Source organism: Autumnicola patrickiae (genome assembly GCF_031846525.1).
Classification (GTDB): Bacteria; Bacteroidota; Bacteroidia; order Flavobacteriales; family Flavobacteriaceae; genus Autumnicola; species Autumnicola patrickiae.
The window spans coordinates 115,945-137,110 of record NZ_JAVRHM010000001.1 but is presented as its reverse complement, the minus strand read 5'-3'; the positions used below and the strand labels follow the sequence as shown (position 1 = coordinate 137,110).

General features: G+C 39.8%; 18 protein-coding genes and 1 tRNA gene. 10 read left to right on the top strand and 9 right to left on the bottom strand.

All coding sequences use genetic code 11. The features are described from left to right. Positions 1-12: 12 nt before the first annotated feature. The 4 genes from RM549_RS00610 to RM549_RS00595 form a co-directional block, all read right to left on the bottom strand. On the bottom strand, positions 13-672 hold the full coding sequence (locus RM549_RS00610; protein WP_311679648.1) for a YggS family pyridoxal phosphate-dependent enzyme: 660 nt from the start codon (positions 670-672) through the stop codon (positions 13-15). 2 nt (positions 673-674) lie between these two features. Continuing rightward, a complete protein-coding gene (locus RM549_RS00605) occupies positions 675-1,910 on the bottom strand; it encodes a DUF1015 domain-containing protein (protein ID WP_311679647.1) in 1,236 nt (411 codons plus the stop codon). A gap of 216 nt (positions 1,911-2,126) precedes the next feature. After that, positions 2,127-3,017, bottom strand: coding sequence for a 3-hydroxyacyl-CoA dehydrogenase family protein (locus tag RM549_RS00600; RefSeq protein WP_311679646.1), 891 nt, complete (start codon positions 3,015-3,017; stop codon positions 2,127-2,129). Between the two features lie 203 nt (positions 3,018-3,220). Beyond that, positions 3,221-4,180, bottom strand: coding sequence for a Gfo/Idh/MocA family protein (locus tag RM549_RS00595; RefSeq protein WP_311679645.1), 960 nt, complete (start codon positions 4,178-4,180; stop codon positions 3,221-3,223). Positions 4,181-4,313: 133 nt separating this feature from the next. Here RM549_RS00595 and RM549_RS00590 point away from each other — a divergent pair, with 133 nt between their 5' ends. Continuing rightward, positions 4,314-4,958 (top strand): protein-L-isoaspartate(D-aspartate) O-methyltransferase, encoded by a 645-nt coding sequence (locus RM549_RS00590; RefSeq protein WP_311679644.1) that lies wholly within the window; start codon positions 4,314-4,316, stop codon positions 4,956-4,958. 232 nt (positions 4,959-5,190) lie between these two features. Here RM549_RS00590 and RM549_RS00585 read toward each other — a convergent pair whose 3' ends face one another. From RM549_RS00585 to RM549_RS00570, 4 genes are all read right to left on the bottom strand, one after another. After that, positions 5,191-6,204, bottom strand: a complete 1,014-nt coding sequence (locus RM549_RS00585) for a M28 family metallopeptidase (protein WP_311679643.1) — start codon at positions 6,202-6,204, stop codon at positions 5,191-5,193. Positions 6,205-6,306: 102 nt separating this feature from the next. Next, the gene (locus RM549_RS00580) at positions 6,307-7,008 is read right to left on the bottom strand and encodes an SGNH/GDSL hydrolase family protein (protein WP_311679642.1); all 702 of its coding nucleotides are present in this window, start codon (positions 7,006-7,008) and stop codon (positions 6,307-6,309) included. A 40-nt stretch (positions 7,009-7,048) separates the two neighbouring features. After that, complete coding sequence (namA, locus tag RM549_RS00575; protein ID WP_311679641.1) at positions 7,049-8,119, bottom strand: NADPH dehydrogenase NamA; 1,071 nt, start codon at positions 8,117-8,119, stop codon at positions 7,049-7,051. Positions 8,120-8,362: 243 nt separating this feature from the next. Beyond that, positions 8,363-8,447, bottom strand: a tRNA-Ser gene (locus RM549_RS00570). Positions 8,448-8,886: 439 nt separating this feature from the next. Here RM549_RS00570 and nrfH point away from each other — a divergent pair. The 7 genes from nrfH (at position 8,887) to RM549_RS00535 (ending at position 17,609) form a co-directional block, all read left to right on the top strand. Next, on the top strand, positions 8,887-9,537 hold the full coding sequence (nrfH, locus tag RM549_RS00565) for a cytochrome c nitrite reductase small subunit (RefSeq protein WP_311679640.1): 651 nt from the start codon (positions 8,887-8,889) through the stop codon (positions 9,535-9,537). A 60-nt stretch (positions 9,538-9,597) separates the two neighbouring features. Continuing rightward, on the top strand, positions 9,598-11,094 hold the full coding sequence (gene nrfA / locus RM549_RS00560) for an ammonia-forming cytochrome c nitrite reductase (protein WP_311679638.1): 1,497 nt from the start codon (positions 9,598-9,600) through the stop codon (positions 11,092-11,094). Between the two features lie 139 nt (positions 11,095-11,233). Then, entirely contained in the window at positions 11,234-14,482 is a 3,249-nt protein-coding gene (locus tag RM549_RS00555) for a cytochrome c biogenesis protein CcsA (protein WP_311679636.1), read from the top strand. A gap of 251 nt (positions 14,483-14,733) precedes the next feature. Then, complete coding sequence (locus RM549_RS00550; protein WP_311679634.1) at positions 14,734-15,291, top strand: YeeE/YedE family protein; 558 nt, start codon at positions 14,734-14,736, stop codon at positions 15,289-15,291. A gap of 4 nt (positions 15,292-15,295) precedes the next feature. Continuing rightward, a complete protein-coding gene (locus tag RM549_RS00545; protein ID WP_311679632.1) occupies positions 15,296-15,709 on the top strand; it encodes a YeeE/YedE family protein in 414 nt (137 codons plus the stop codon). A 216-nt stretch (positions 15,710-15,925) separates the two neighbouring features. Continuing rightward, positions 15,926-17,245: a family 8 glycosyl hydrolase gene (locus RM549_RS00540; RefSeq protein WP_311679630.1), complete on the top strand. Its 1,320-nt coding sequence runs from the start codon at positions 15,926-15,928 to the stop codon at positions 17,243-17,245. A 115-nt stretch (positions 17,246-17,360) separates the two neighbouring features. Next, the gene (locus RM549_RS00535) at positions 17,361-17,609 is read left to right on the top strand and encodes a hypothetical protein (protein ID WP_311679628.1); all 249 of its coding nucleotides are present in this window, start codon (positions 17,361-17,363) and stop codon (positions 17,607-17,609) included. Positions 17,610-17,744: 135 nt separating this feature from the next. Here the strand turns inward: RM549_RS00535 and RM549_RS00530 are convergent, their stop codons facing one another. After that, entirely contained in the window at positions 17,745-19,280 is a 1,536-nt protein-coding gene (locus tag RM549_RS00530) for a GH3 auxin-responsive promoter family protein (RefSeq protein WP_311679626.1), read from the bottom strand. 366 nt (positions 19,281-19,646) lie between these two features. Here RM549_RS00530 and RM549_RS00525 point away from each other — a divergent pair, with 366 nt between their 5' ends. Together RM549_RS00525 and RM549_RS00520 are read left to right on the top strand one after the other, a co-directional pair. Next, positions 19,647-20,453: a universal stress protein gene (locus RM549_RS00525; protein WP_311679624.1), complete on the top strand. Its 807-nt coding sequence runs from the start codon at positions 19,647-19,649 to the stop codon at positions 20,451-20,453. A gap of 156 nt (positions 20,454-20,609) precedes the next feature. Continuing rightward, a complete protein-coding gene (locus tag RM549_RS00520) occupies positions 20,610-21,074 on the top strand; it encodes a hemerythrin domain-containing protein (protein WP_311679622.1) in 465 nt (154 codons plus the stop codon). The last annotated feature ends 92 nt before the right edge of the window (positions 21,075-21,166 follow it).

The window sequence follows — 21,166 nt, the reverse complement described above, 5'->3', positions numbered from 1 at the left end:
AACTTACTCTGTTTAATTATAATTCCGTTCCCCAAAAATACTACTTCCAATCCTCACCATTGTAGATCCACATTCTACCGCGATTTTGTAATCGCCGCTCATCCCCATGGAAAGTTCTTTAATTGAAGGATACTTTTCTTTAAAGTCGTCAAAAATACCTTTTAATTTCAAAAATTCCGATTTTACCTGATTTTCATCTTCAGTAAAAGTAGCCATTCCCATAAGCCCGACTACCGCTGTATTTTCCATTTTTTTATAAACATCGGAATTCAAAATTCCCTCTGCTTCTTCCCTGGAAATCCCGAATTTCGAATCTTCTTCGGCTATTTTAATCTGAATGAGGCATTTTATTTTGCGATCTTCATTTTTTGCTCTTTTGTTGATTTCCTTCAGCAACTTCAAACTATCTACAGCATGAATCAGGCCAACAAAAGGCGCCATATATTTCACCTTATTTCGCTGAACATGACCAACCATATGCCACTCAATATCTTTAGGAAGGCTCTCCCATTTATCGGTCATTTCCTGAATTTTATTTTCACCAAAAATCCGTTGCCCGGCTTCATAAGCTTCCATTAGATCTTCGTTGGGCTTGGTCTTGGAAATCGCTACCAGCTTAACATTTTCAGGTAGTTCATCTTTATATTTTTTTATATTTTCAGAAATCTTCATAGTCAAAACTCGTAAATTGTTAGACCGCTGCGCAGTTTAGGTTCAATATAAGTACTTTTTGGCGGCATCGTCAAATTTTCCTCTGCAATTTGTTTTATTTCAGCTATTCCGGGAGGGAGCATTGCGAAGCCAACTGCAAATTTTCCACTGTCTACCTGCCGCTTAATTTCTACATTATCGTCCGTTCCGGGGAAATAGGAAATTCGTTTATCATTTCTCAAATCCTGAATTCCAAGTATCGGTTTCAGGATATTTTCGTGTAGAATCACTGCATCCAGTTGGCTGCGGGAATCGGATGCTCTGACGCCGGTTTTCTTTAGCTGAAGTGAATAGTACTGGCCATCCAGGTACATGCTGAATTGATGTTTTTCTGCGGGCACAAAAATTTTCTCCTCGTAGTTTTTTATACTGAAGTTTTTCTTCAGAAGAAAAAGAAACTCTTCTTTTGAATGAGAATTAAGATCACTGATCAGCCTGCTGAAGCCGTCAATTTTCAAATCTTTCTCAGAAATTATATAGCTTAAAAAGTAATTATAGGGCTCTTTTCCCGTATGCTCCGGATTTTTTGCGCGGCTTTCCTTTGCAAGCAGGGCAGAGGAGGCACAGCGGTGATGCCCGTCGGCAATATAAAGACTGCCGATATTTGCAAATTCTGACCTCAGACTTTCAGCAACTTCAGGATTTGAAATCTTCCATAGCGAATGCTTCTCCCCGTCGGCGGTGGTAAATTCATTTTCGGTAGCAGTGTTTAAAGTTTCTGAAATTACCCGCTCAATGATCTTGTTATCCTGAAAAGTAAGTAACACAGGTTCAGCATTGAAACCTACCACCTGCAGGTATTCTTTAAAGAGTATTTCCCGGTGGGCGATGGTATCTTCGTGCTTTTTAATGATGTTGTTCTCGTAATCTCTGGCACTGGCCGCAGCTATAATCCCGCAGCAGCTGTCTTGCGGAGTTTCAATTTTGTAAACGTAATAAAATGGCTCTTCGTCTTTAATAAACGTGCCATCTTCCTTGTATTGCAGATAACGTTCTTTGATCATCTTAAACCGATTCCCGCCCACATTTTTCTCCTGAAGATCATATTCGGGATTGATAATGTGCAAAAATGAATAGGGGTTACTTTCCAGCTGTGCGGCAATTTCTGCCTTGCTGTAATCCTGATACGAGCGGGAAACGACCAGCCCTGCTTTAGCTTTTGCCGGGCGTACGGCTTTAAATGGAAGTATTTCTGCCAATTATTATAGTTAAAGAGTTAAAAAGGGAATGAGTTATGGGTTAAAAGTTAAAGAGTTTACGATAAAATTGCATTTTCCAGCACTCGGCCCACGGAAACCTTGAACAACAACTCTCACTTTAAAGCTCCTCCCATTTTTTAAGGGGAGGTGGCCGCAGGCCGAAGTTTGCTGCACTTCCGGAATTAGAGGTCGAAAATTGCCATTTTCGGCATATTATTACGAACTGAATTGCGGGGAAACTTTTTCGGCTTTTTTGTTTTCGGAATAATTGTAAAAACCTTCACCAGATTTCACTCCAAATTTTCCTGCTCTCACCATATTCACCAATAACGGACAAGGAGCGTACTTCGGATTTTTGAATCCGTCGTGCATCACTTCGAGAATAGAAAGGCAAACATCCAGCCCTATAAAATCTGCTAACTGAAGCGGACCCATTGGGTGCGCCATTCCAAGCTTCATCACCGTATCAATTTCGTAAACGCCGGCGACTCCGTTGTAAAGCGTTTCAATAGCTTCGTTTATCATTGGCATCAAAATCCTGTTCGCCACAAAGCCCGGGTAATCATTGACTTCCACAGGAACTTTATTCAGTTTTTCTGAAAGCTCCATCACGCTTTTGGTCACTTTATCGCTGGTATTGTAGCCGCGGATGATCTCCACCAGCTTCATCACCGGCACCGGATTCATAAAATGCATCCCAATCACCCTTTCCGGATTAGAAACCACGGAAGCTATATGCGTTATGGAAATTGAAGAAGTATTTGACGCTAAAATTGTATCCTTAGAACAATTACCGTCCAGTTGTTTGAAAATCTTCAGTTTCAGGTCTTGATTTTCAGTCGCTGCTTCCACCACCAGATCCACATTTTTCACTCCTGAAGGAATGTCGATTTGCTGAGTAATATTGCTAAGCGTTTCCTCTTTTTGAGCTTCGGAAATTTTTTCCTTCGCCACCATTCTGTCCAGGTTTTTGGCAATGGTATCCATTCCCCGCTGAAGGTTTTCTTTTGAAACATCTATCAGCTGTACTTTATATCCAAACTGCGCGAAGGTATGGGCGATTCCGTTACCCATCGTTCCTGCACCTATTACTGCTATGTTTTTCATTATAATTTTAAATTTTGAATTATAAAATTTAAGTTATTCAACTCATCTTTTGACCAAGAATCCACTAATATATTTTTTGATATTCCTGGTTCTTTAGTCCTCGCTCAAGACAAGCTTCTGTCGTAAAATCAAAATAAATGCGTCTCGACTCCGCTCGACGTGACACTACGAACTCCGAACCACGAACTCCGCACCCCGAACTCCTAAAAACTCGCAATCACCTGATTTGCAACTTTTAGAGCGCGTGCGCCTTGTTCCAGTGTCACTATTGGTTCCGTATTGTTTTCAATTGCATCTGCAAAAGTCTCCAGTTCCTGTAAAATCGCATTATTCGGGGCTACGGAAGGGTTGTCAAAATAGATTTGCTTTTTAACTCCTTCAGCATTTTGAAGGATCATCGCGTAATCATCAGGGTTCTCGGGAACATCTTTCATTTTTACAACCTCACATTTCTTCTCCAGAAAATCAACAGAAATATACGCGTCCCGTTGAAAGAACCTCGATTTCCGCATATTTTTAAGTGAAATCCTGCTCGCGGTTAAATTCGCGACGCAGCCGTTCTCGAACTCTATCCGTGCATTTGCGATATCTGGAGTTTCACTTATTACTGAAACTCCGCTGGCATTAATACTTTTCACTTCAGATTTTACTACGCTTAGAATAGCATCAATATCATGAATCATTAAATCCAGCACCACAGGAACATCTGTCCCCCGCGGATTAAATTCCGCCAGGCGATGCGCCTCGATAAACATTGGGTTTTCTATCCGGGAAACCACAGCCTGAAAAGCCGGGTTAAACCGCTCTACGTGACCAACCTGCCCTTTAACTTTGTGCTTTTCAGCAAGAGCTATAAGTTCCTGAGCTTCTTCAAAGGTATTGGTAATGGGCTTTTCAATAAAAAGATGTTTCCCTGCGGAAATCACTTTTTTAGCTACTTCAAAATGAGAAAGCGTGGGAGTAACCACGTCTACAACTTCAACTTTTGCAATTAGATTATCCAGGCTGCTGAACTTTTTGTAACCAAATTCCTCTTCAATTTTAGATGCGTTTTCTTCGTTTGCATCAAAGAAACCCACCAGTTCAAATTTCCCAGATTGATTAAGAAGTTTCAAATGAATTTTTCCCAGGTGCCCAGCACCCAGAACGCCTACTTTTAGCATAGTTTTCAGGATTTAGCACAAAAATAGTATTTTGAGAATAAATACTTTAAAAGTTTCTGTTATAATACCCCTCGAATTTGTTTGTATGCAATGCTAATATTTTCTTAATTTTATACTTCCAAAAATTCAGAAATTGCACAAGGATAACTACAGACATAAAGGAAAAAGACAGCAGCTGGTAGAAACCGTTAAGAGAAAAGGTGTTACCGACCAAAAAGTGCTGGATGCCATTGGAAAAATTCCGAGGCATTTATTTATGGATAGTAGTTTTGAAGATCATGCTTATCAAGATAAAGCGTTTCCTATAGCCGCAGATCAAACTATTTCGCAACCTTACACGGTAGCTTTTCAAACCGAGCTTCTGGAGGTTTCTAAAAATGACGCAGTGCTGGAAATTGGAACCGGAAGTGGTTATCAGACTGCGGTGTTATGCGAACTGGGTGCAAAAGTCTACAGCATCGAAAGACAACGTGAGCTTTATAAGAAAACGAAAAGTTTCCTTGAGAAAATCGGTTATCGTCCAAAACAACTCAGTTTTGGCGATGGCTACAAAGGCTGGCCGGAATATGCTCCTTTTGATAAAATTATCGTTACTGCAGGTGCGCCATATTTGCCAAAAACACTACTCGGACAATTAAAAGTTGGAGGAAAAATGGTAATTCCAATAGGAAAGGATGTACAGGTTATGACCTTGTTCACCAGGAAATCTGATACCGAATTTGATAAAAAGGAGTATGGGGATTTTAGGTTTGTGCCGTTGCTGGAAGACAAGAATTAATTTGAAAATTTGAAAATGTGCTGATTTGAAGATGTGTTAATGAGGTAAAAACGAAAGCTGATGTCAATTCGAGCGGAGTTGAGAATAGACTGAATCTGACAAAGTGTGGACGGGCTTCGACAGGCTCAGCCTGACAAAACAACAGACCCTGAACCCCAAATGATTTTCATCTCAATTCTTCCAATAAAAAAGCCCCACAATCGTGAGGCTCAAGTATTATAAGAACAGCTTACTATTCTGAAGCTGTGGGTTTATCCACTACTGGTCTTTCATCGCGGTTTGCGATTTCCCATGCAGTAAGGAAAACGAGTTTAGCACGTTTTTCCAAAGCGTTGTACTCAATTTTATCAGGAGTATCAGTTATTTTGTGGTAATCTTCATGAACTCCGTTAAAATAGAAAATAATCGGAATATTATTTTTTGCAAAATTATAATGGTCACTTCTGTAATAGAATCTGTTAGGATCATTCTCATCGTTGTAAGTATAATCCAGGTCCAGGTTTATATATTTGTTGTTAACCTCTTCGCTTAGCTCATGTAGATCTGTGCTAAGTTTGTCGCTGCCAATAAGATAGATGTAGTTATCATTACCTTCATGTTCCGGATCTATTCTTCCAATCATGTCGATGTTAAGATTGGCAACAGTGTTTTCTAAAGGAAAAATTGGGTTATCTGTATAAAACTTTGATCCTACCAGCCCTTTTTCTTCACCCGTAACATTCAGAAAAAGAATAGAACGTTTTGGGGTATAACCATCTTCTTTGGCTTTAGCAAAAGCTTCAGCGATTTCGAGAATACCTACTGTTCCGGAGCCATCATCATCTGCACCGTTAAAAACATTTCCTTCATCATCCATTCCCACGTGGTCATAATGAGAGGAGATCACAACTAATTCATCGGCTTTTTCGCCGCCTTTAAAGTAGGCCAAAACATTTTCGGAGTCTTTAATGTCACCACGAAAGACGCTGGAAGGCACTTCCTGATAATAATCATCGTCTCCCATTGGCCCCGGAATATCCAATTTCTGATATTCATTTTTAAGATATTCGGCAGCCTTTTTTTGTCCGGGTTCACCGGTGTCACGGCCTTCAAACTCATCGCTGGCGAAAATGTAAAGATGTTCCTTTAACTCTTCAGCAGTAATTGTGTTCGCATACTCCATAGGGTTTGCGCTTTCCACGTTTTTAGGTTGTGTCCCGCAGGCAACAACGTTAACTGCAAGCGCAAGCAATAGTATTTTCTTCATAAAAAATTGAATTTGTGGTTTTAAGTGCGGCAAGATAGCCGTTTTCATGGGTATTTCCTTCAGATTTCGTGCCGAAAATGTTCTTTTTCGGGAGGTAATCTGTTACAACGCTTTTTCTATGGCCTCTTTTACCAGTGGTTCCATAACATCGTAACCGGCACTGGTGGGATGGACGCCATCTTCAGCATATGCTGCCTTCATGCCTTCTTTTTCATCCTTTAGCGCAGAAAAATAATCCAGGTAAGCGTAATTATTTTCTTCAGCATAATTTTTAAGCCACTCGTTAATTTTGGCAATTTTCGATACAGGTTCGAGCCCGGTGCGCCATGGATAATCATAAACCGGGAGAACCGAACTCAGTATAACTTTAATCCCGTTAGCTTCGGCAAGCTGGGACATGGCTTTTATGTTATCTGAAATCATTTTTACTGAAGAAAATCCGGTATTGCCGGCAATATCATTGGTTCCGGCGAGAATTACAACTGCTTTTGGCTTCAAATCCACCACATCTGGCATAAAACGGACGAGCATTTGCGGAGTGGTTTGCCCGCTGATTCCCCTTCCGACGAAATTATTTTCTGAAAAGAAGTCCGGGTGAATATTAACCCAACCTTCAGTAATCGAGTTCCCCATAAAGACTACTTTGGGATAATTGCCATTTTTGAGAATGCTCTTATTTGCCTCCCTGTATTTTTTTAAATTCGCCCAATCCTGATTCATAAGTTCTTTATACTCTTCTTTTTGTGCAACTATGCTGAAGCTAATTAGCAGCAGGATAAATGCTAAGATTAGCTGTTTTTTCATAGTTGTTGATGTTGTTTGGTTTTTTTTCTGAAGCTGAAATTTATCCCCTTGGTTTTGCGCGGTCATATTGTGGTGGCCAGGAAACGTCAGTTTTCAAAGTTTTTGCAGCTTTTAGTGCAAAATAAGGTTCCCGCAGAAATTCCCGTGCCATAAAAACAAGATCTGCCTGGTCCTGAACGAGAATTTCTTCAGCTTCTTCAGCAGTAGTTATTAGCCCCACGGCTCCTGTGGCAATATCGGCTTCCGTTTTTATTTTTTCTGAAAACTGTACCTGGTAGCCTTTTTCCACCGGAATTTTCGCATCGGGAACCATTCCTCCGGAAGAGCAATCGATAAGATCCACTCCTTTTTCTTTTAATATTTTTGCCAGTTCTACAGATTCTTCCTCGTTCCAGCCGCCTTCCACCCAATCTGTAGCAGAAATACGCACGAAAATTGGCAAATTCTGAGGCCATTCCTGTTTTACTGCCTCCAGTACTTCCAGGAGTAAACGGATCCTGTTTTCAAATTTACCTCCATAGTTATCATTTCTATGATTGCTTAAGGGTGACAGAAACTGGTGCAGTAAATACCCATGAGCGGCATGGATTTCAATTACTTTAAATCCCGCTTTTACCGCTCTCTTTGCCGCAGCTTTAAAGTCGGCTACCACCTTTTTAATTCCGTCTTCATTTAGCTCTTTTGGTAACGGATTATTTTTTATAAACGGAACAGGGCTGGGGGCGAGGGTATCCCAACCTCCGGAAGTATGGTCCAGAAGCGCTCCTCCTTCCCAGGGAGGTGTGGTACTGGCTTTACGGCCTGCGTGGGCTAGTTGTGTGCCGATAACTGCTCCCTGGGATTCTACGAATTCCATGATTTTTTTTAATCCTTCTATATGTTCGTCCTTCCAGATTCCCAGGTCATGCGGAGTGATTCTGCCTTCCGGAGAGACCGCGATAGCTTCCGTAAAAATTAATCCGGCGCCACCCACTGCGCGGCTTCCGAGATGTACTAGATGCCAGTTGTTGCTAAAACCATCTTCACTGCTGTACATGCACATTGGAGAAACCGTGAGCCGGTTTTTAAATTCAATTTCCTTGATTTTAAAGGGTGAAAATAATGCTGACATTTACTTCCTGATTTAAATTGGCAGCTAAAGATAACAAAACTGGTAAAGCATTTTGGAAGTAGCGGGAAAACTGGTTAAAAGTTAAAAAGCAAAAAATTTTAAGGATCGCGAATTTAAAATCGGAGAGGAGTGGAGCGCCCTTCTGAAGCCTGAATAGCTTTATTTTTTATCCACTTTGGAAACCACTCTTTCACGTTTTGGAAAACAAAAAACCCACAACTTTCGTTGCGGGTTTTCCTTTTGCGGAGAAAGAGGGATTCGAACCCCCGGAGGTGTGACCCTCAACAGTTTTCAAGACTGCCGCATTCGACCACTCTGCCATTTCTCCTTAGCGGATGCAAATATAGTAAGCTTTTCTATTTCAAAAAAATTTTATTGCTGTTTTTTAATCTACTTTCTTTTTTAGGCTGAAAATGAATCTTTTGGGATTAAGTATTTTTTACTTTAATGATTACAAACAGACTTCTTTTCCAGTAATGAATCGTCTTTTACAATATAATTCCGTCAGGAAAGTAATTCCAACCGTGCTATTATTACTTCTGGAGTAAATAACACGCGAACAGATGTTAACTTATCATAATTAAATAAATTTTAAAGATGTTTTATCTTAAATTTTTTAGAAAAATTTTATAGCTTAGTTAAAACAAAAATTTAAGTACGTACAGAAATATGGCCGGTATTGAAAGAATACTTTCTAAAAACTGACCAAAGTCATAAATTTCATTTGATTCCGTACATATTTTTGTTAAAATAAATGTCCGGGAAAAATGACCAACCAACCCAAAAAAAATTCCCTGCTCCGGCGCTTGTTACCTCCCAGGAAATGGCGTATGGTGGCAACGATAGTGGTAGGAGCCTTTGTAGGTCTTGGCTTTTATATTATAAAGTTAAGCAATGCCGCTTCCTATCTTTCTGATGATCCTAAAGCTTGCGTGAATTGCCACGTCATGACGCCACAGTACATAACCTGGAACAAAAGTTCGCATCGTGAAGTTGCGAGTTGTAACGATTGCCACGTTCCTCAGGATAACGTATTTAATCAATACTATTTTAAGGCAAAAGATGGGCTTTACCACGCCACAATTTTCACCCTTAGGGCAGAGCCGGAGGTAATCAAGGCAAGGCAGCCTTCTGTAGAGGTAATTCAGAATAACTGCATTCGTTGCCATGATACGCGGCTGGTAGATGCAAAATTAACAGCTACGGTAGAGAATCATGAGTTTCACCGTACAGATCGTACCTGCTGGGAATGTCACCGGGAAGTACCCCACGGCAGGACAAAGAGCCTTTCTTCTGTAGGTTATCAAATTGAACCCATCCCCATACATACTCCTGAAGACCGAAATATTATTCCTTCCTGGCTTCAGTCATATATAGATGAAATGGCAGCGAAAGAGGATTCTGTTTTACGCAAATAGCTACTAATAACTGATATACTTTAATTACAATTTTGATTTTGGACCGTAACCATTGAAATTATGAAAAACTGGATAATTTTTTTACTGACCGTTATTGCTGTGTTCCTGCTGGCATTACTTGCTAACTCAATTATAGATCGAAAGGCTGAAGCACGTTTTGCCTACCAACCCAAGGTGGAAATAGAAGGAATAGAGCCGAGAGATTCTGTGTGGGGACTCAACTACCCAAGGCAATACCAGTCCTACAGGAAAACTGCAGATACAACCTTTAGAGGAATGTATAGTACCAGCGGATTTGCAGATGTTTTAGATGATCAGCCGGAGCTGGTTGTGTTATGGGCAGGTTATGCATTTAGTAAGGATTATAATCAGCCCCGCGGACATTCTCATGCTATAACAGATATTGTTTCGACTGCAAGGGTTGGTTCCCCATGGAAAGAAGGGGATGGCCCAATGCCCAGTACCTGTTGGACTTGTAAAAGTACAGATGTGCCAAGGCTTATGGATGAAATTGGGATAACGGAATTCTACAGTGAGAAATTTTCAGATTTTGGTAGCGAAATGATTAATCCTATAGGTTGTGCAGATTGTCACGATCCAAAAACTATGAATCTTACCATTACCCGTCCCGCGCTGGTAGAAGCTTTTGAAGCTATGGGAAAGAGTGTAGACGATGCCTCACACCAGGAGATGAGATCATTAGTTTGCGCACAATGTCATGTGGAATATTACTTTGATAAGGATCTTCCGGGAAAAGAAGGTGCAGCTTATTTAAAATTTCCATGGGAAGGTGGTCTTACTGTAGAAGCTATGGAAGAATATTATGATAATGTTGATTTTGCAGACTGGGTGCACCCATTAAGTAAAACCAGAATGCTGAAGGCGCAACATCCAGACTATGAAATCTTTTCTATGGGAGTACATGCTAAAAGGGGAGTTTCCTGTGCCGATTGCCATATGCCTTACAAAACGGAAGGTGGGCAGAAATTTACAGATCATCACATAGGGTCGCCTCTGGCTAATGTTGAAAGCTCCTGTTTTGTATGTCATCGTGAAAGTAAAGATGATCTTATTACAGATGTTTACGAGCGACAACGTAAAATAAAAGAAGGTACCGGCTATCTGCAAAAATTAATTGCCAAAGCTCATATCGAAGCAAAGAAAGCCTGGGATCTTGGTGCTACCGAAGAACAAATGGCAGATATTCTGCGAAATATAAGACATGCACAATGGCGCTGGGACTTTTCTGTGGCCTCTCATGGAGCTGCTTTTCATGCACCTCTGGAAACCAGCCGTATAGTTACTTCCGGAACCGGAAAAATTCAGGAAGCCCGTGTTCAGCTTGTTCGTGTTTTAGCAGACCTGGGACATAATGAGCCGGTAGAAATGCCGGACTTTTCAGATAAAGCCGTATTGCAGGAATATATAGGGCTTGATATGCCTGCAGAAGTTCAAAATAAGGAACGGTTTCTTGAAGAGGTTGTGCCGCGTTGGTTAAAAGAAGGTAGAGAGCGGGAAGCAGCTACTTTGCCTGTTACTAACGTAAGTAGCAAATAATAGTAATCAGGCTTAAACAAGCTATACAAAAATGGCTTTACCAAAGCTGTAATAAGTTTTATGTCCTGCACCTCTCTGCTTTAGTTAATTGTGTAAGATAGTGCAAAGAATTTTTATTTCATTATAAATACAGGTTGTTATGAAATTAGTGAAGTTCCTTTTTTCAACAAAAGTTTCTTTTTTACTCATTATTGCTTTTGCAGGGGCCATGGGTGTAGCGACTTTTATTGAAAACGATTATGGCACTGCTGTGGCAAGAGAGGCAGTTTATGAGGCGTGGTGGTTTGAGGTTATAATGATCTGGCTGGCTGTAAATTTTATTGCACATATAAAAAAGTACAAACTCTTCACCAAGAAAAGATGGCCTCTGGGGGTCTTTCATATTGCTTTTGTGGTTATGATCCTGGGTGCAGGAGTAACCCGCTATTTTGGAAAAGAAGGTGTAATACATATCCGGGAGGGGGAAGTGAAAAATACTTTTTATTCTGCCGGAAACTTTATGCAGTTACAGGGTGCCGGTGAAGACGGTACGAATACCAGATTTGAGAAACCACTGGAACTAAGCAACTACAAATTTAAACCGCAGACGGTAACGGCAAATGTGGAAAACCGGAATTTTAATATTACTGTTGAAGAATATATTAAAGGAGCCCATAAAGAATTTGTAGCCGGTAAAGACACTTTAATTGAAGTTGTTGTAGCCTCCGGAAAGGAGCGCGAAGATTATCTTATTTCCAAAGGTGATGATTTACCAATTGGAGAACTCAGGTTTTCTACCTCCGGGAAAGAAACAGGAAACATCAGGGTATTTAAACAAGATAGCCTGTGGATGATCTACAGCGATAAGAATATGCATGTAGTGGAAATGACAAACCAGAATATAGGCATTCTTAAAGCGGGAGAAACGCTACCGCTGCAAATGAGAAGTTTATACCAGGTAGATAGTGCCGCTTTTATGATCAAAGGAATATATGAAGGAAATAAACTGGTTTACCATGCAGAAGAAGATCCTGAAATAGCAGAAGAGTTACCAGATGTAGTGAAATTACGCGTGACAAATGAGGCCGGTTATGAACTGCTGAGCGCCTTTTCTCCGCTTGTCAGCCGCGACCCACAGCGGCATATGTTCTTTGTAGATGGCCAAAAGTATTCTTTGGCTTATGGACCACGGGAGGAGGTGCTGCCTTTTGCGCTAAAACTACGCGAATTTGAGCTGGAGCGCTATCCCGGCAGCCAGAGTGCCGCGAGTTATGCAAGTGAATTACAGGTAATAGACCACGAGACAAACTTTCCATTTAGAATTTTCATGAATAACGTGCTGGATTATAAAGGATATCGTTTTTATCAGGCTTCTTATGATACAGACGAAAAAGGTACGGTATTGTCTGTTAGTCAGGACAGGCCGGGAACTTATATTACCTATTTCTCTTATACATTATTAACGGTTGGAATGTTTTTCACTCTTTTTGTTAAAGGCAGTCGCTTCAGTATTCTGAATAGAAGATTAAAAACTTTGAAAGATAAAGAATCCGGAAAATCAAAGATAAAGAATAAGAAACGTGGAGGAGAAGAGGTACTTCCGAAGGAGCCAACTTCAGCAAAGCCACGTATTTCTATACCTAGATTTACCACCATCGCACTGCTTGCAATAATCCTTTCTTTATTTTTCGGACTTCAGGCTTATGCACACGAACAGGTGCCGGATGTGAGTGAGACTGTGGTGCCACTTGAGCAGGCAGAAGCCTACGGAAGTTTAGTGGTTCAGGATCTTGACGGACGAATGAAGCCGCTAAACACCCTGGCCAATGAAATTACCAGAAAATTAAGTGGTAGCTCGACCATAACAATAAAACAACCTGGTGGCGAAATTACCTTAACTGCAGAGCAATTTTTACTGGCAATGCAACTTGACCCCGGTCGTTTTAGCGTGCTGCCTCTTATTAAAGTAGATGCAAAAAAAGCAGATGCTATTTTTAAGGCCATTAATCATGCGCCGGTGAGTAGCATCAGCTTTCAGGAGCTTATAGATGAGGATGGGCGGTATCTTTTGCAGGACCTGGTAGAGGAGGCGAACAGGTTGAAACCGGCAGAACGTAATGAAGCCCATAAAGAACTTTTAAAGGTAGATGAACGTTTTAATATTTTTTACGCTATCCTTAGGGGAGATTTTCTTAAGCTTTTTCCAAACAGGCTGGATCAGAACAATACCTGGTTTGCTGCAAATCAATTTAAAATGGGATTTGACGAAGAGGATGCGCTTTTTGTAAAAAATATAACTCCGTTGTATTTATCTGCAATAGGAAAAGGAATTGCTTCAGGGAATTGGAGTGAGGCAGCTGAGGTCCTATCTTATATTCATTTATTCCAGCAAAAGGCCGGGGAAGAGGTATATCCCGGTGAAGAAAAAATTCAGACAGAGATTTTATACAACAAACTGAATTTGGGGAACAGGCTCTTCGGGATATTTTGGGTGCTGGGGATAGCCATGCTTATTTTGGCAATTATCAAACTTTTTAATCAGCCAAAATGGCTGAAGTATTCCTGGAACACCGGACTTATCCTCGCATGGGCCGGACTAGTAGTATTTACAATTCATCTTTTGCTTCGCTGGTATATCGCAGGACGGGCACCATGGAGTGATGGATTTGAAATGCTGGTTTTTGTAGCCTGGTGCATTTTACTATTCGGACTCTTATTCGGAAAGAAGTCACATTTTACCGTACCGCTGGGAATCCTCTTTTCCGGAACTTTGTTGTTCGTAGCTTTTCTGGACTGGTTAAATCCCGAAATCACCAACCTAATGCCGGTGCTTCATTCTTATTGGTTAAAGATTCATGTGGCAATAATCGTAAGTGGGTACGCTCCTCTTGCTCTTGCCGCACTATTGGCTTTACTAAGTCTGGTATTACTAATTTTCAAACCTGTAAAACCTTCAAAAAAGTGGTGGCGCAGTATGCAGGAATTAAGTATGGTTAATGAAATGTCTATTACCATAGGATTATTTCTGCTGGCAGTGGGAACATTTCTGGGAGGCGTCTGGGCAAACGAAAGCTGGGGCCGGTATTGGGCGTGGGATCCCAAAGAAACATGGGCCTTAATTTCTGTTATGGTTTACGCCTTTGTATTGCACCTAAGACTGGTCCCGAAACTTAAAAATTCACTGGTACTAAATATTGCCAGTTTATGGGCTTTTTCATCTATTATCATGACTTCCTTTGGGGTAAATTACTACCTCTCCGGCTTACATTCTTACGCTTCCGGAGACCCTGTGCCTATTCCTGGCTGGGTGTATTGGATGGTTGCTATCTTGTTGGTAATAACTGTATTGGCTATAGTGAGGTACAAAAAGCTTTCACAACTTGAGAAAAAGGATTTAATGGCGGTCTGAAATTTATAAATTAAAAGAGATATTCTCAGTTAAATTTTTAAATGCTGAAGATAAATTTATTCCCAGATTCCGGGAGTAGCTGCTTCAGAAGAAAATTAGTCCGATCTTATGCTTTAAGAGGAAATCCTGAAGGAACCTTCAGTTCAATCTATGGTGTTTTATTAGCAATCAGTGGCTTCAAAATCCTGTAACAATTGTTACATTCATATTCTTGAAAACCCCTTTTCTTTGCACCCACTTAAAAAAGAAATATGGAATGGATTTTAGAGCCATGGCCCTGGTTTGTAAGCGGGCCGCTTATAGCAGCAATAATGTTTTTGCTGCTGTTTGGAGGTAAGACCTTCGGGATGTCTTCCAATCTGCGTACCATGTGTACCATTGGAGGAGCCGGGAACAAAGTAGATTTTTTTGCCTTCGACTGGAAATCGCAACGGTGGAACCTCGCAGTTGTGGCCGGTGCAATCATCGGGGGATTTATAGCTGCCAATTTTTTAAGTACAGATACTGCTGTAGCTATTAATCCAGATACAATCTCTACCCTTGAAAATCTCGGGTTCTCCAGCGCGGGCGAAGCTTATCTTCCGGATGAACTTTTTGCCACAGATGCTCTGTCAAATCCTAAGTCACTGATTATTTTATTCATTGGTGGAATCTTAATTGGGTTTGGAGCGAGGTACGCCGGCGGATGTACTTCGGGACACGCTATATCGGGACTTAGTAATTTACAGTTACCATCCTTAATTGCAGTTGTAGGTTTTTTTATTGGTGGGCTGCTTATGATTCACCTGTTGTTTCCTTTAATTTTTTAAGAACATGAAATATCTAAAATTTTTAGTAATAGGTATCATTTTCGGAATAGTAATGTTTAAAAGTGAGGCCGCATCATGGTTCCGCATTTATGAAATGTTCCAGTTTCAGTCATTTCACATGTATGGAATAATGGGTTCTGCCCTCACCCTGGGAATACTTGGAACCTGGCTCATCAAAAAATACAGCTTAAAATCTATAGATGGCGAACCCATAAAGTTTACTCCAAAGAACAAAAGTTTTAGCCGGTATATGTATGGCGGAATTATTTTTGGTCTGGGATGGGCACTTGCAGGATCTTGTCCGGGACCAATCTACACGTTAATTGGAGCCGGATATGTGTCGATTCTCGTCGTATTAGTTGGAGCCCTGCTGGGAACTTTTATCTACGGATTTTTACGCAATAAGTTGCCGCACTAATGGGATGTGTTGGAGAACTTTTACATTTATCCTGTAAAAAATCTAAGCAGTTCTCTTTTAAACTTTAAAGTAGTCTTTCTTCTCTATTTTCATCTATAATAAAATCATTTCTTCAACCATGAATTTCATGTTAGTACTTATGACTATAACCTTAAAATTACTATCTTGATCCCGTAAAATTTTATATCGGGTTTATTTAGTAGAAACTATTATTATATGAAGAAGAATCAAATTTTAAGTGCAATTACTTTTGTAGTAATAGTCATGATTTTAATTGCAGGGTGTTCATCTGCTAAACCGCGGCAAACTAGCGTGGATGCCACAAATTCCCGCGGAAAAATGGAACCATGGGAGAAAGGAGCTGCCGAAACCGGTAAGTACCGAAACGTATTTTTAGAGGCCGGTTATTCTCAGGAAGAGATAGATGCAAAACTTGAAAAAGCATATTATGATCTTTTTGAAGGACCGGATAGGGTTTATTTTGAAGTAAATGATTCTATGGCTTATGTCTCAGATATTAAAAATGAAGATGCCAGAACAGAGGGCCTTTCTTATGGAATGATGGTGGCTGTGCAGCTTGATAAAAAGGATGTTTTTGATAAACTTTGGCGTTGGACGAAAGAAAATATGCAACATCAGGGTGGTCCTCGTGACGCTTACTTTGCCTGGAGTGTAGATCCAGTAACCGGAAAAAATAATGCAGAAGGTTCGGCCTCAGATGGGGAGCTGTATTTTATTACAGATCTCTTATTCGCTTCAAACCGCTGGGGAAATGATACAGGTATCGATTACCATGCCGAAGCAAAAAGGATCCTGGATGCTATGTATAGCAAAGACGGGACTATGGGAATTAAAAATGTATTTAATACAGAGCATAAAATGATCAATTTTGTGCCAGATGAAAGTGGTTACGACTGGACAGATCCTTCTTATCACCTACCAGCATTTTATGAAGTCTGGGCAGAATATGCCAATGATGGCCGCGAGGACTTGTACAGGGAATATGCCGATACTGCGCGCGCTTTTCTTCATCGTGCCACCCATCCCGTCACTGCTTTAACACCAGATTATTCCGAATTTAGTGGTGAACCGCACAGCAGGGGTAAAATGGGGGATGCCTTCAGATATGATTCATGGCGGGTGCCTATGAATATTGCGATGGACTATAGCTGGTACGCAAAAGATAAGGAATGGCAACAGGATTATGCGAGGCGTTTTCAGAATTTCCTGTATAGCCAGGGAATGGATACCTATGTAGATCAGTATAATATAGATGGAACAACTCCTGACTGGATTCTGCCTGCCGGAGGTTATCAAAAACTACGTCACTCCCTCGGGTTAGTGTCTACCGCTGCTACCGCTTCTATTATGGGGACTCAGGAGAAAAGCTGGGAATTTGTTGATGCGATCTGGAATGCCAAACTGGAACCTTATCCAGACGATTATTTTGATCCTTATTTTGATGGTCTTATGTACCTTTTTAGTTTGATGCACCTAAGTGGGAATTATCAGATCATTACCCCGGAAATGAATTAATATATATTCTGAAGAACAAAAAATAAGTTAGAGGAACAGATTTCTATTCGTTCCTCTTTTTTTTCCTGAAGTATTTTAAACTGAAGTGGCCACTGCTAAAACTGTAGGTCGATAATTGCCAAATTTAGGGCATGACTTTTCTCAATTTTCTCCGAAAGAAGAAATTTTCGTTGAAATAGAGATTAAAATACTTGTTTTGACTCTTTCGGAACAAAAAAATACTCATTTTTCAATTGAAATAGTAAAAATTGGAGCTCATTTGCCATTTTCCCCTTCGATATATCGAATAAATGGTGAAAAAATGAAAAATCCGCACCTAATTGATCTCCTTCATATTTTTGTCAAAAAACGCAAGTTGGGTTAAACTTTAAACTTTTCTCAACAAGAAGGTCTTTAATTGCCAACCAATTCTGGAAATCCTGAAAGGCTGTAATTTTAACTGAAGCAGGTGAAATTCAAAATACGCTTTAGAGAGGAAATATGTTTTTTGAGATCGACATCATGCGTTACTTAAATCCCTGTGCGCTGTTTGCAGGATTTCTTCTACAAAATTGCGGCTGTTGGACATGGCCGGGATTTTATGCTGTCCTCCCAATTTCTCTTTGCTCTTTAGCCATTGGTAGAATGTTCCAGGAGGCACCTGTCTCACAGCCGGCATGTGAATAGCTGTATCTCCTTTACGTTTTTCCATGTAATCTTCATTAAGTTTACACAGTTCTTCATCTAAAATTGCAGTAAACTCTTCAGGATTGGCAGGGGATTTTTTAAATTCCACCACCCACTCATGATATCCTTTTTTCTCCTGGCTGTAGAAGAATGGTGCAACCGTGAAATTCTGCATCAATGCGCCGGTCCTTTTACAGGCTTTAAATAAAGCTTCTTCGCCTTGTTCTGCAAACAAATCTTCACCAAAAACATTAATGCAATGTTTGGTGCGCCCCATAATTTTAAAGCGAAAAGGATCTGTTGAAGTAAATTTAATACTGTCTTCAATTTTATAACGCCATAATCCTGAATTTGTAGAGATTACCAGGGAATATCTTTTGCCTGGTTTAACTTCACTTAATAATACCGTCTCTGGAAATTCATCCTTAAAATTTTCTTCGGGAATAAATTCATAGAAGACTCCGTAATTAAGCATAAGCAAAAGAGAAGTATCATTTACCAACTCCTGAATTCCAAAAAATCCTTCAGTAGCATTATAAATTTCCTGATAACGTAAAGTCCCAGCTTTGTCCAGTTCTTCAAAAAGTGGTTTGTAAGGCCCAAAGGAAACCGAGCCATGGAAGAACACTTCCAGGTGCGGCCAAACTTCTTTAATATCGTTGATTTCCCGCTCTTTCTGAATATGCTGAAGCAAAAGCAACATCCACATGGGCGAGCCGGCAAGACTGGTAATTTTTTGACGGGAAGTAATTTCAGAGATTGTTTTCATTTTCTTTTCCCAGTCGTTCATAAGGGCGACTTTTATTCCTGGTGTTCTTCCTAATTGTGCCCAAAACGGAAGATTTTTCATAACAATGGCTGAAATATTGCCGGTGTAAAATGTATTTTTCCCACTATTGGCGTTTCCTTCCTGGCTTCCGCCTATAGAGAGGTTCTTTCCGCTTAATAACAGGGAATCAGGAAAATTACGGAGGTAAATAGCCAACATATCCCTTCCGCCGAGATAGTGACAGTTGCGTAGACCTTCCATAGATACTGGTATAAGTTTGCTTCTGCTATCTGTTGTACCAGACGATTTTGCAAAATTTTCCATTTTTCCCGGCCAGAGAACATTCTTTTCACCCTGGACTGCACGTTCTATAAAAGGGGTTAAATCACTGTAACCCACTACAGGTGTTTTTTCCCTGAATTTATTGATATCGGCTATCGATGAAAATCCGTACTTTTTGCCGTATGCTGTATTTTTTCCTTTTTTCAGCAATTCTTTAAAGACATCTTCCTGAATTTTATAAGGGTTCTCCTTCATCTCATCAATGTCGCGTAACCTCCTTTTCAGGTATTGATTTCCCAGTTTACTAATTAATTTCATATGGTTTTCAATTATTCAGAAGAGCAAAAAACCATTCTGAGGAACTTCATCCTAAAATGAAGATACTTAATCTGTTTAAAAACGGCAGGTAGTTTAACCTCTTTGTAAGTAGAACTATTACTATTATACACAATAATCTTCATCTAATATCATCAAAGATATCAGTTTTATTTCTTTCTATAAACAGAACCTATTTCTCATAACACTGTGCCCTTATTTGCAGAGCAGTTCTAATTAGGGGAAGCTTACATATCAAATTCTTCTATTAAAATTTTTTTGTGTAACTATAAAAAACTAAAATCCTGATTTTTATCATTTTTTGCGGAGTGGTTCAATAGTTATTTTCGCCCCTTAGAAGAAAATGCTATGAATATTCTCTTGCTATCAGATTTTTCCCGTGTCGCAATTAATGCTACTCATTATGCCATGGATCTATTTCAGGATCAACAGGTAAATTTTTATTTGTTGAATATATTTGATCCGGATCCTGCGTGTGTAGGTGACTGTGCAGAAACAAGAAAAGCGGATACTCTTACTACGTTGCAGGAACGTGTGAGAAATTTACAGGAAAGGTCTGGAAACAGACAACATAAGGTTACCGGCCATTATTCTGAAGATAAACTTGTGAATGCAGCACGTGATTTTGTAAAACAAAACAAGATAGATCTTATTGTAATGGGGGCAGTAGGGAAGGAGCAACGCCATACTACTATTCTTGGAGAACATACTTTTGAAATTATGTCCAAGATAAAATGCAATATTCTGGCGGTAGCGGAAGACAGTAGATTCGAAAAAACTGAGAAGTTGGTAATGCCGCTGGATTACACCGCCTTTTTTAATGAAAATAATATACAGTTTTTAAATAACTCAGAAATTTTTAAAAATACGGAGCTAAGCATCTGGGAAATTGCAGGTTCCGGTAGTATAGAGAATGAAAGGAGAGCTGCAAAAAAAGAAGTTTTCAGCGGACTGCAGGACATAAATGTAAGTTTTTCCACATTTGATGAAACGAAGATATTTGATAAAAGAATCTGGACAGACGTTCAGAATAAATTTGACCTGGTTGTATTGCTAGGTAAAAACATCAGGATTTGCGACCGGTTGCTGCATAACAGGCATGGGCTGTATACTTCTGTACCTAACCATTTGCCAATTCTGGTATTGCATGATTAGTTGTGATCACAGTCGGTTATAATCGTTTGCGACTTTTTTACAACAAAAGTTTTGAATTAACACATTAAGTACTGGAAAAGTAGGTAGAACGTCTGAATATGATTACATTTTAGACTGAAAGAATGATATAATTCTGCAGGATCAGAAAACAATACTATGGAAAAGAAAAAGCCAATAAAAAGAGATAAAAATATTCAGCCTCTTAGCAGGGATCATCATCATACACTTTTACTGTGCTGGAAAATCAGAAAAGGGTTTTCAAAAGGAGTATTCCCGGAGCGGATGAAAACCTATTCGGACTGGTTTTTTAAGAATCATGTGCTTCCACATTTTAAAATTGAAGAAGAATATTTGTTTCCCGTCCTTGGGGAAAACCATGAAATGGTAAAAAAGGCTCTTGCAGATCACCGGCGACTGGAGCGACTTTTTAATGATGATAAGGAAATCACCAGGTCACTTAGTCTTATAGAAGAAGAACTTGAACTCCATGTAAGATTTGAGGAAAGGGAGCTTTTCAATGAAATACAAAAGCAGGCAACAACAGAGCAACTGGAAGTTATAACTGAAGTACATAAAGATGAACGCTTTCAGGATAATACGGCAGATGAATTCTGGAAATAAGATCTTGTTATAGATTGAGGATATTGGCAGGTGTATTGAAAGAATAAAAGTAATTTTTTTTTCAGCTATTCGTAATATCTCAACTACTTTTA

Coding starts and splice junctions, on each gene's coding strand:
- RM549_RS00610 (WP_311679648.1), bottom strand. CDS start 672: ATGAAGATTTCTGAAAATATAAAAAAATATAAAGATGAACTACCTGAA.
- RM549_RS00600 (WP_311679646.1), bottom strand. CDS start 3,017: ATGAAAAACATAGCAGTAATAGGTGCAGGAACGATGGGTAACGGAATC.
- RM549_RS00595 (WP_311679645.1), bottom strand. CDS start 4,180: ATGCTAAAAGTAGGCGTTCTGGGTGCTGGGCACCTGGGAAAAATTCAT.
- RM549_RS00585 (WP_311679643.1), bottom strand. CDS start 6,204: ATGAAGAAAATACTATTGCTTGCGCTTGCAGTTAACGTTGTTGCCTGC.
- RM549_RS00580 (WP_311679642.1), bottom strand. CDS start 7,008: ATGAAAAAACAGCTAATCTTAGCATTTATCCTGCTGCTAATTAGCTTC.
- namA (WP_311679641.1), bottom strand. CDS start 8,119: ATGTCAGCATTATTTTCACCCTTTAAAATCAAGGAAATTGAATTTAAA.
- nrfH (WP_311679640.1), top strand. CDS start 8,887: ATGACCAACCAACCCAAAAAAAATTCCCTGCTCCGGCGCTTGTTACCT.
- nrfA (WP_311679638.1), top strand. CDS start 9,598: ATGAAAAACTGGATAATTTTTTTACTGACCGTTATTGCTGTGTTCCTG.
- RM549_RS00555 (WP_311679636.1), top strand. CDS start 11,234: ATGAAATTAGTGAAGTTCCTTTTTTCAACAAAAGTTTCTTTTTTACTC.
- RM549_RS00550 (WP_311679634.1), top strand. CDS start 14,734: ATGGAATGGATTTTAGAGCCATGGCCCTGGTTTGTAAGCGGGCCGCTT.
- RM549_RS00545 (WP_311679632.1), top strand. CDS start 15,296: ATGAAATATCTAAAATTTTTAGTAATAGGTATCATTTTCGGAATAGTA.
- RM549_RS00540 (WP_311679630.1), top strand. CDS start 15,926: ATGAAGAAGAATCAAATTTTAAGTGCAATTACTTTTGTAGTAATAGTC.
- RM549_RS00530 (WP_311679626.1), bottom strand. CDS start 19,280: ATGAAATTAATTAGTAAACTGGGAAATCAATACCTGAAAAGGAGGTTA.
- RM549_RS00525 (WP_311679624.1), top strand. CDS start 19,647: ATGAATATTCTCTTGCTATCAGATTTTTCCCGTGTCGCAATTAATGCT.
- RM549_RS00520 (WP_311679622.1), top strand. CDS start 20,610: ATGGAAAAGAAAAAGCCAATAAAAAGAGATAAAAATATTCAGCCTCTT.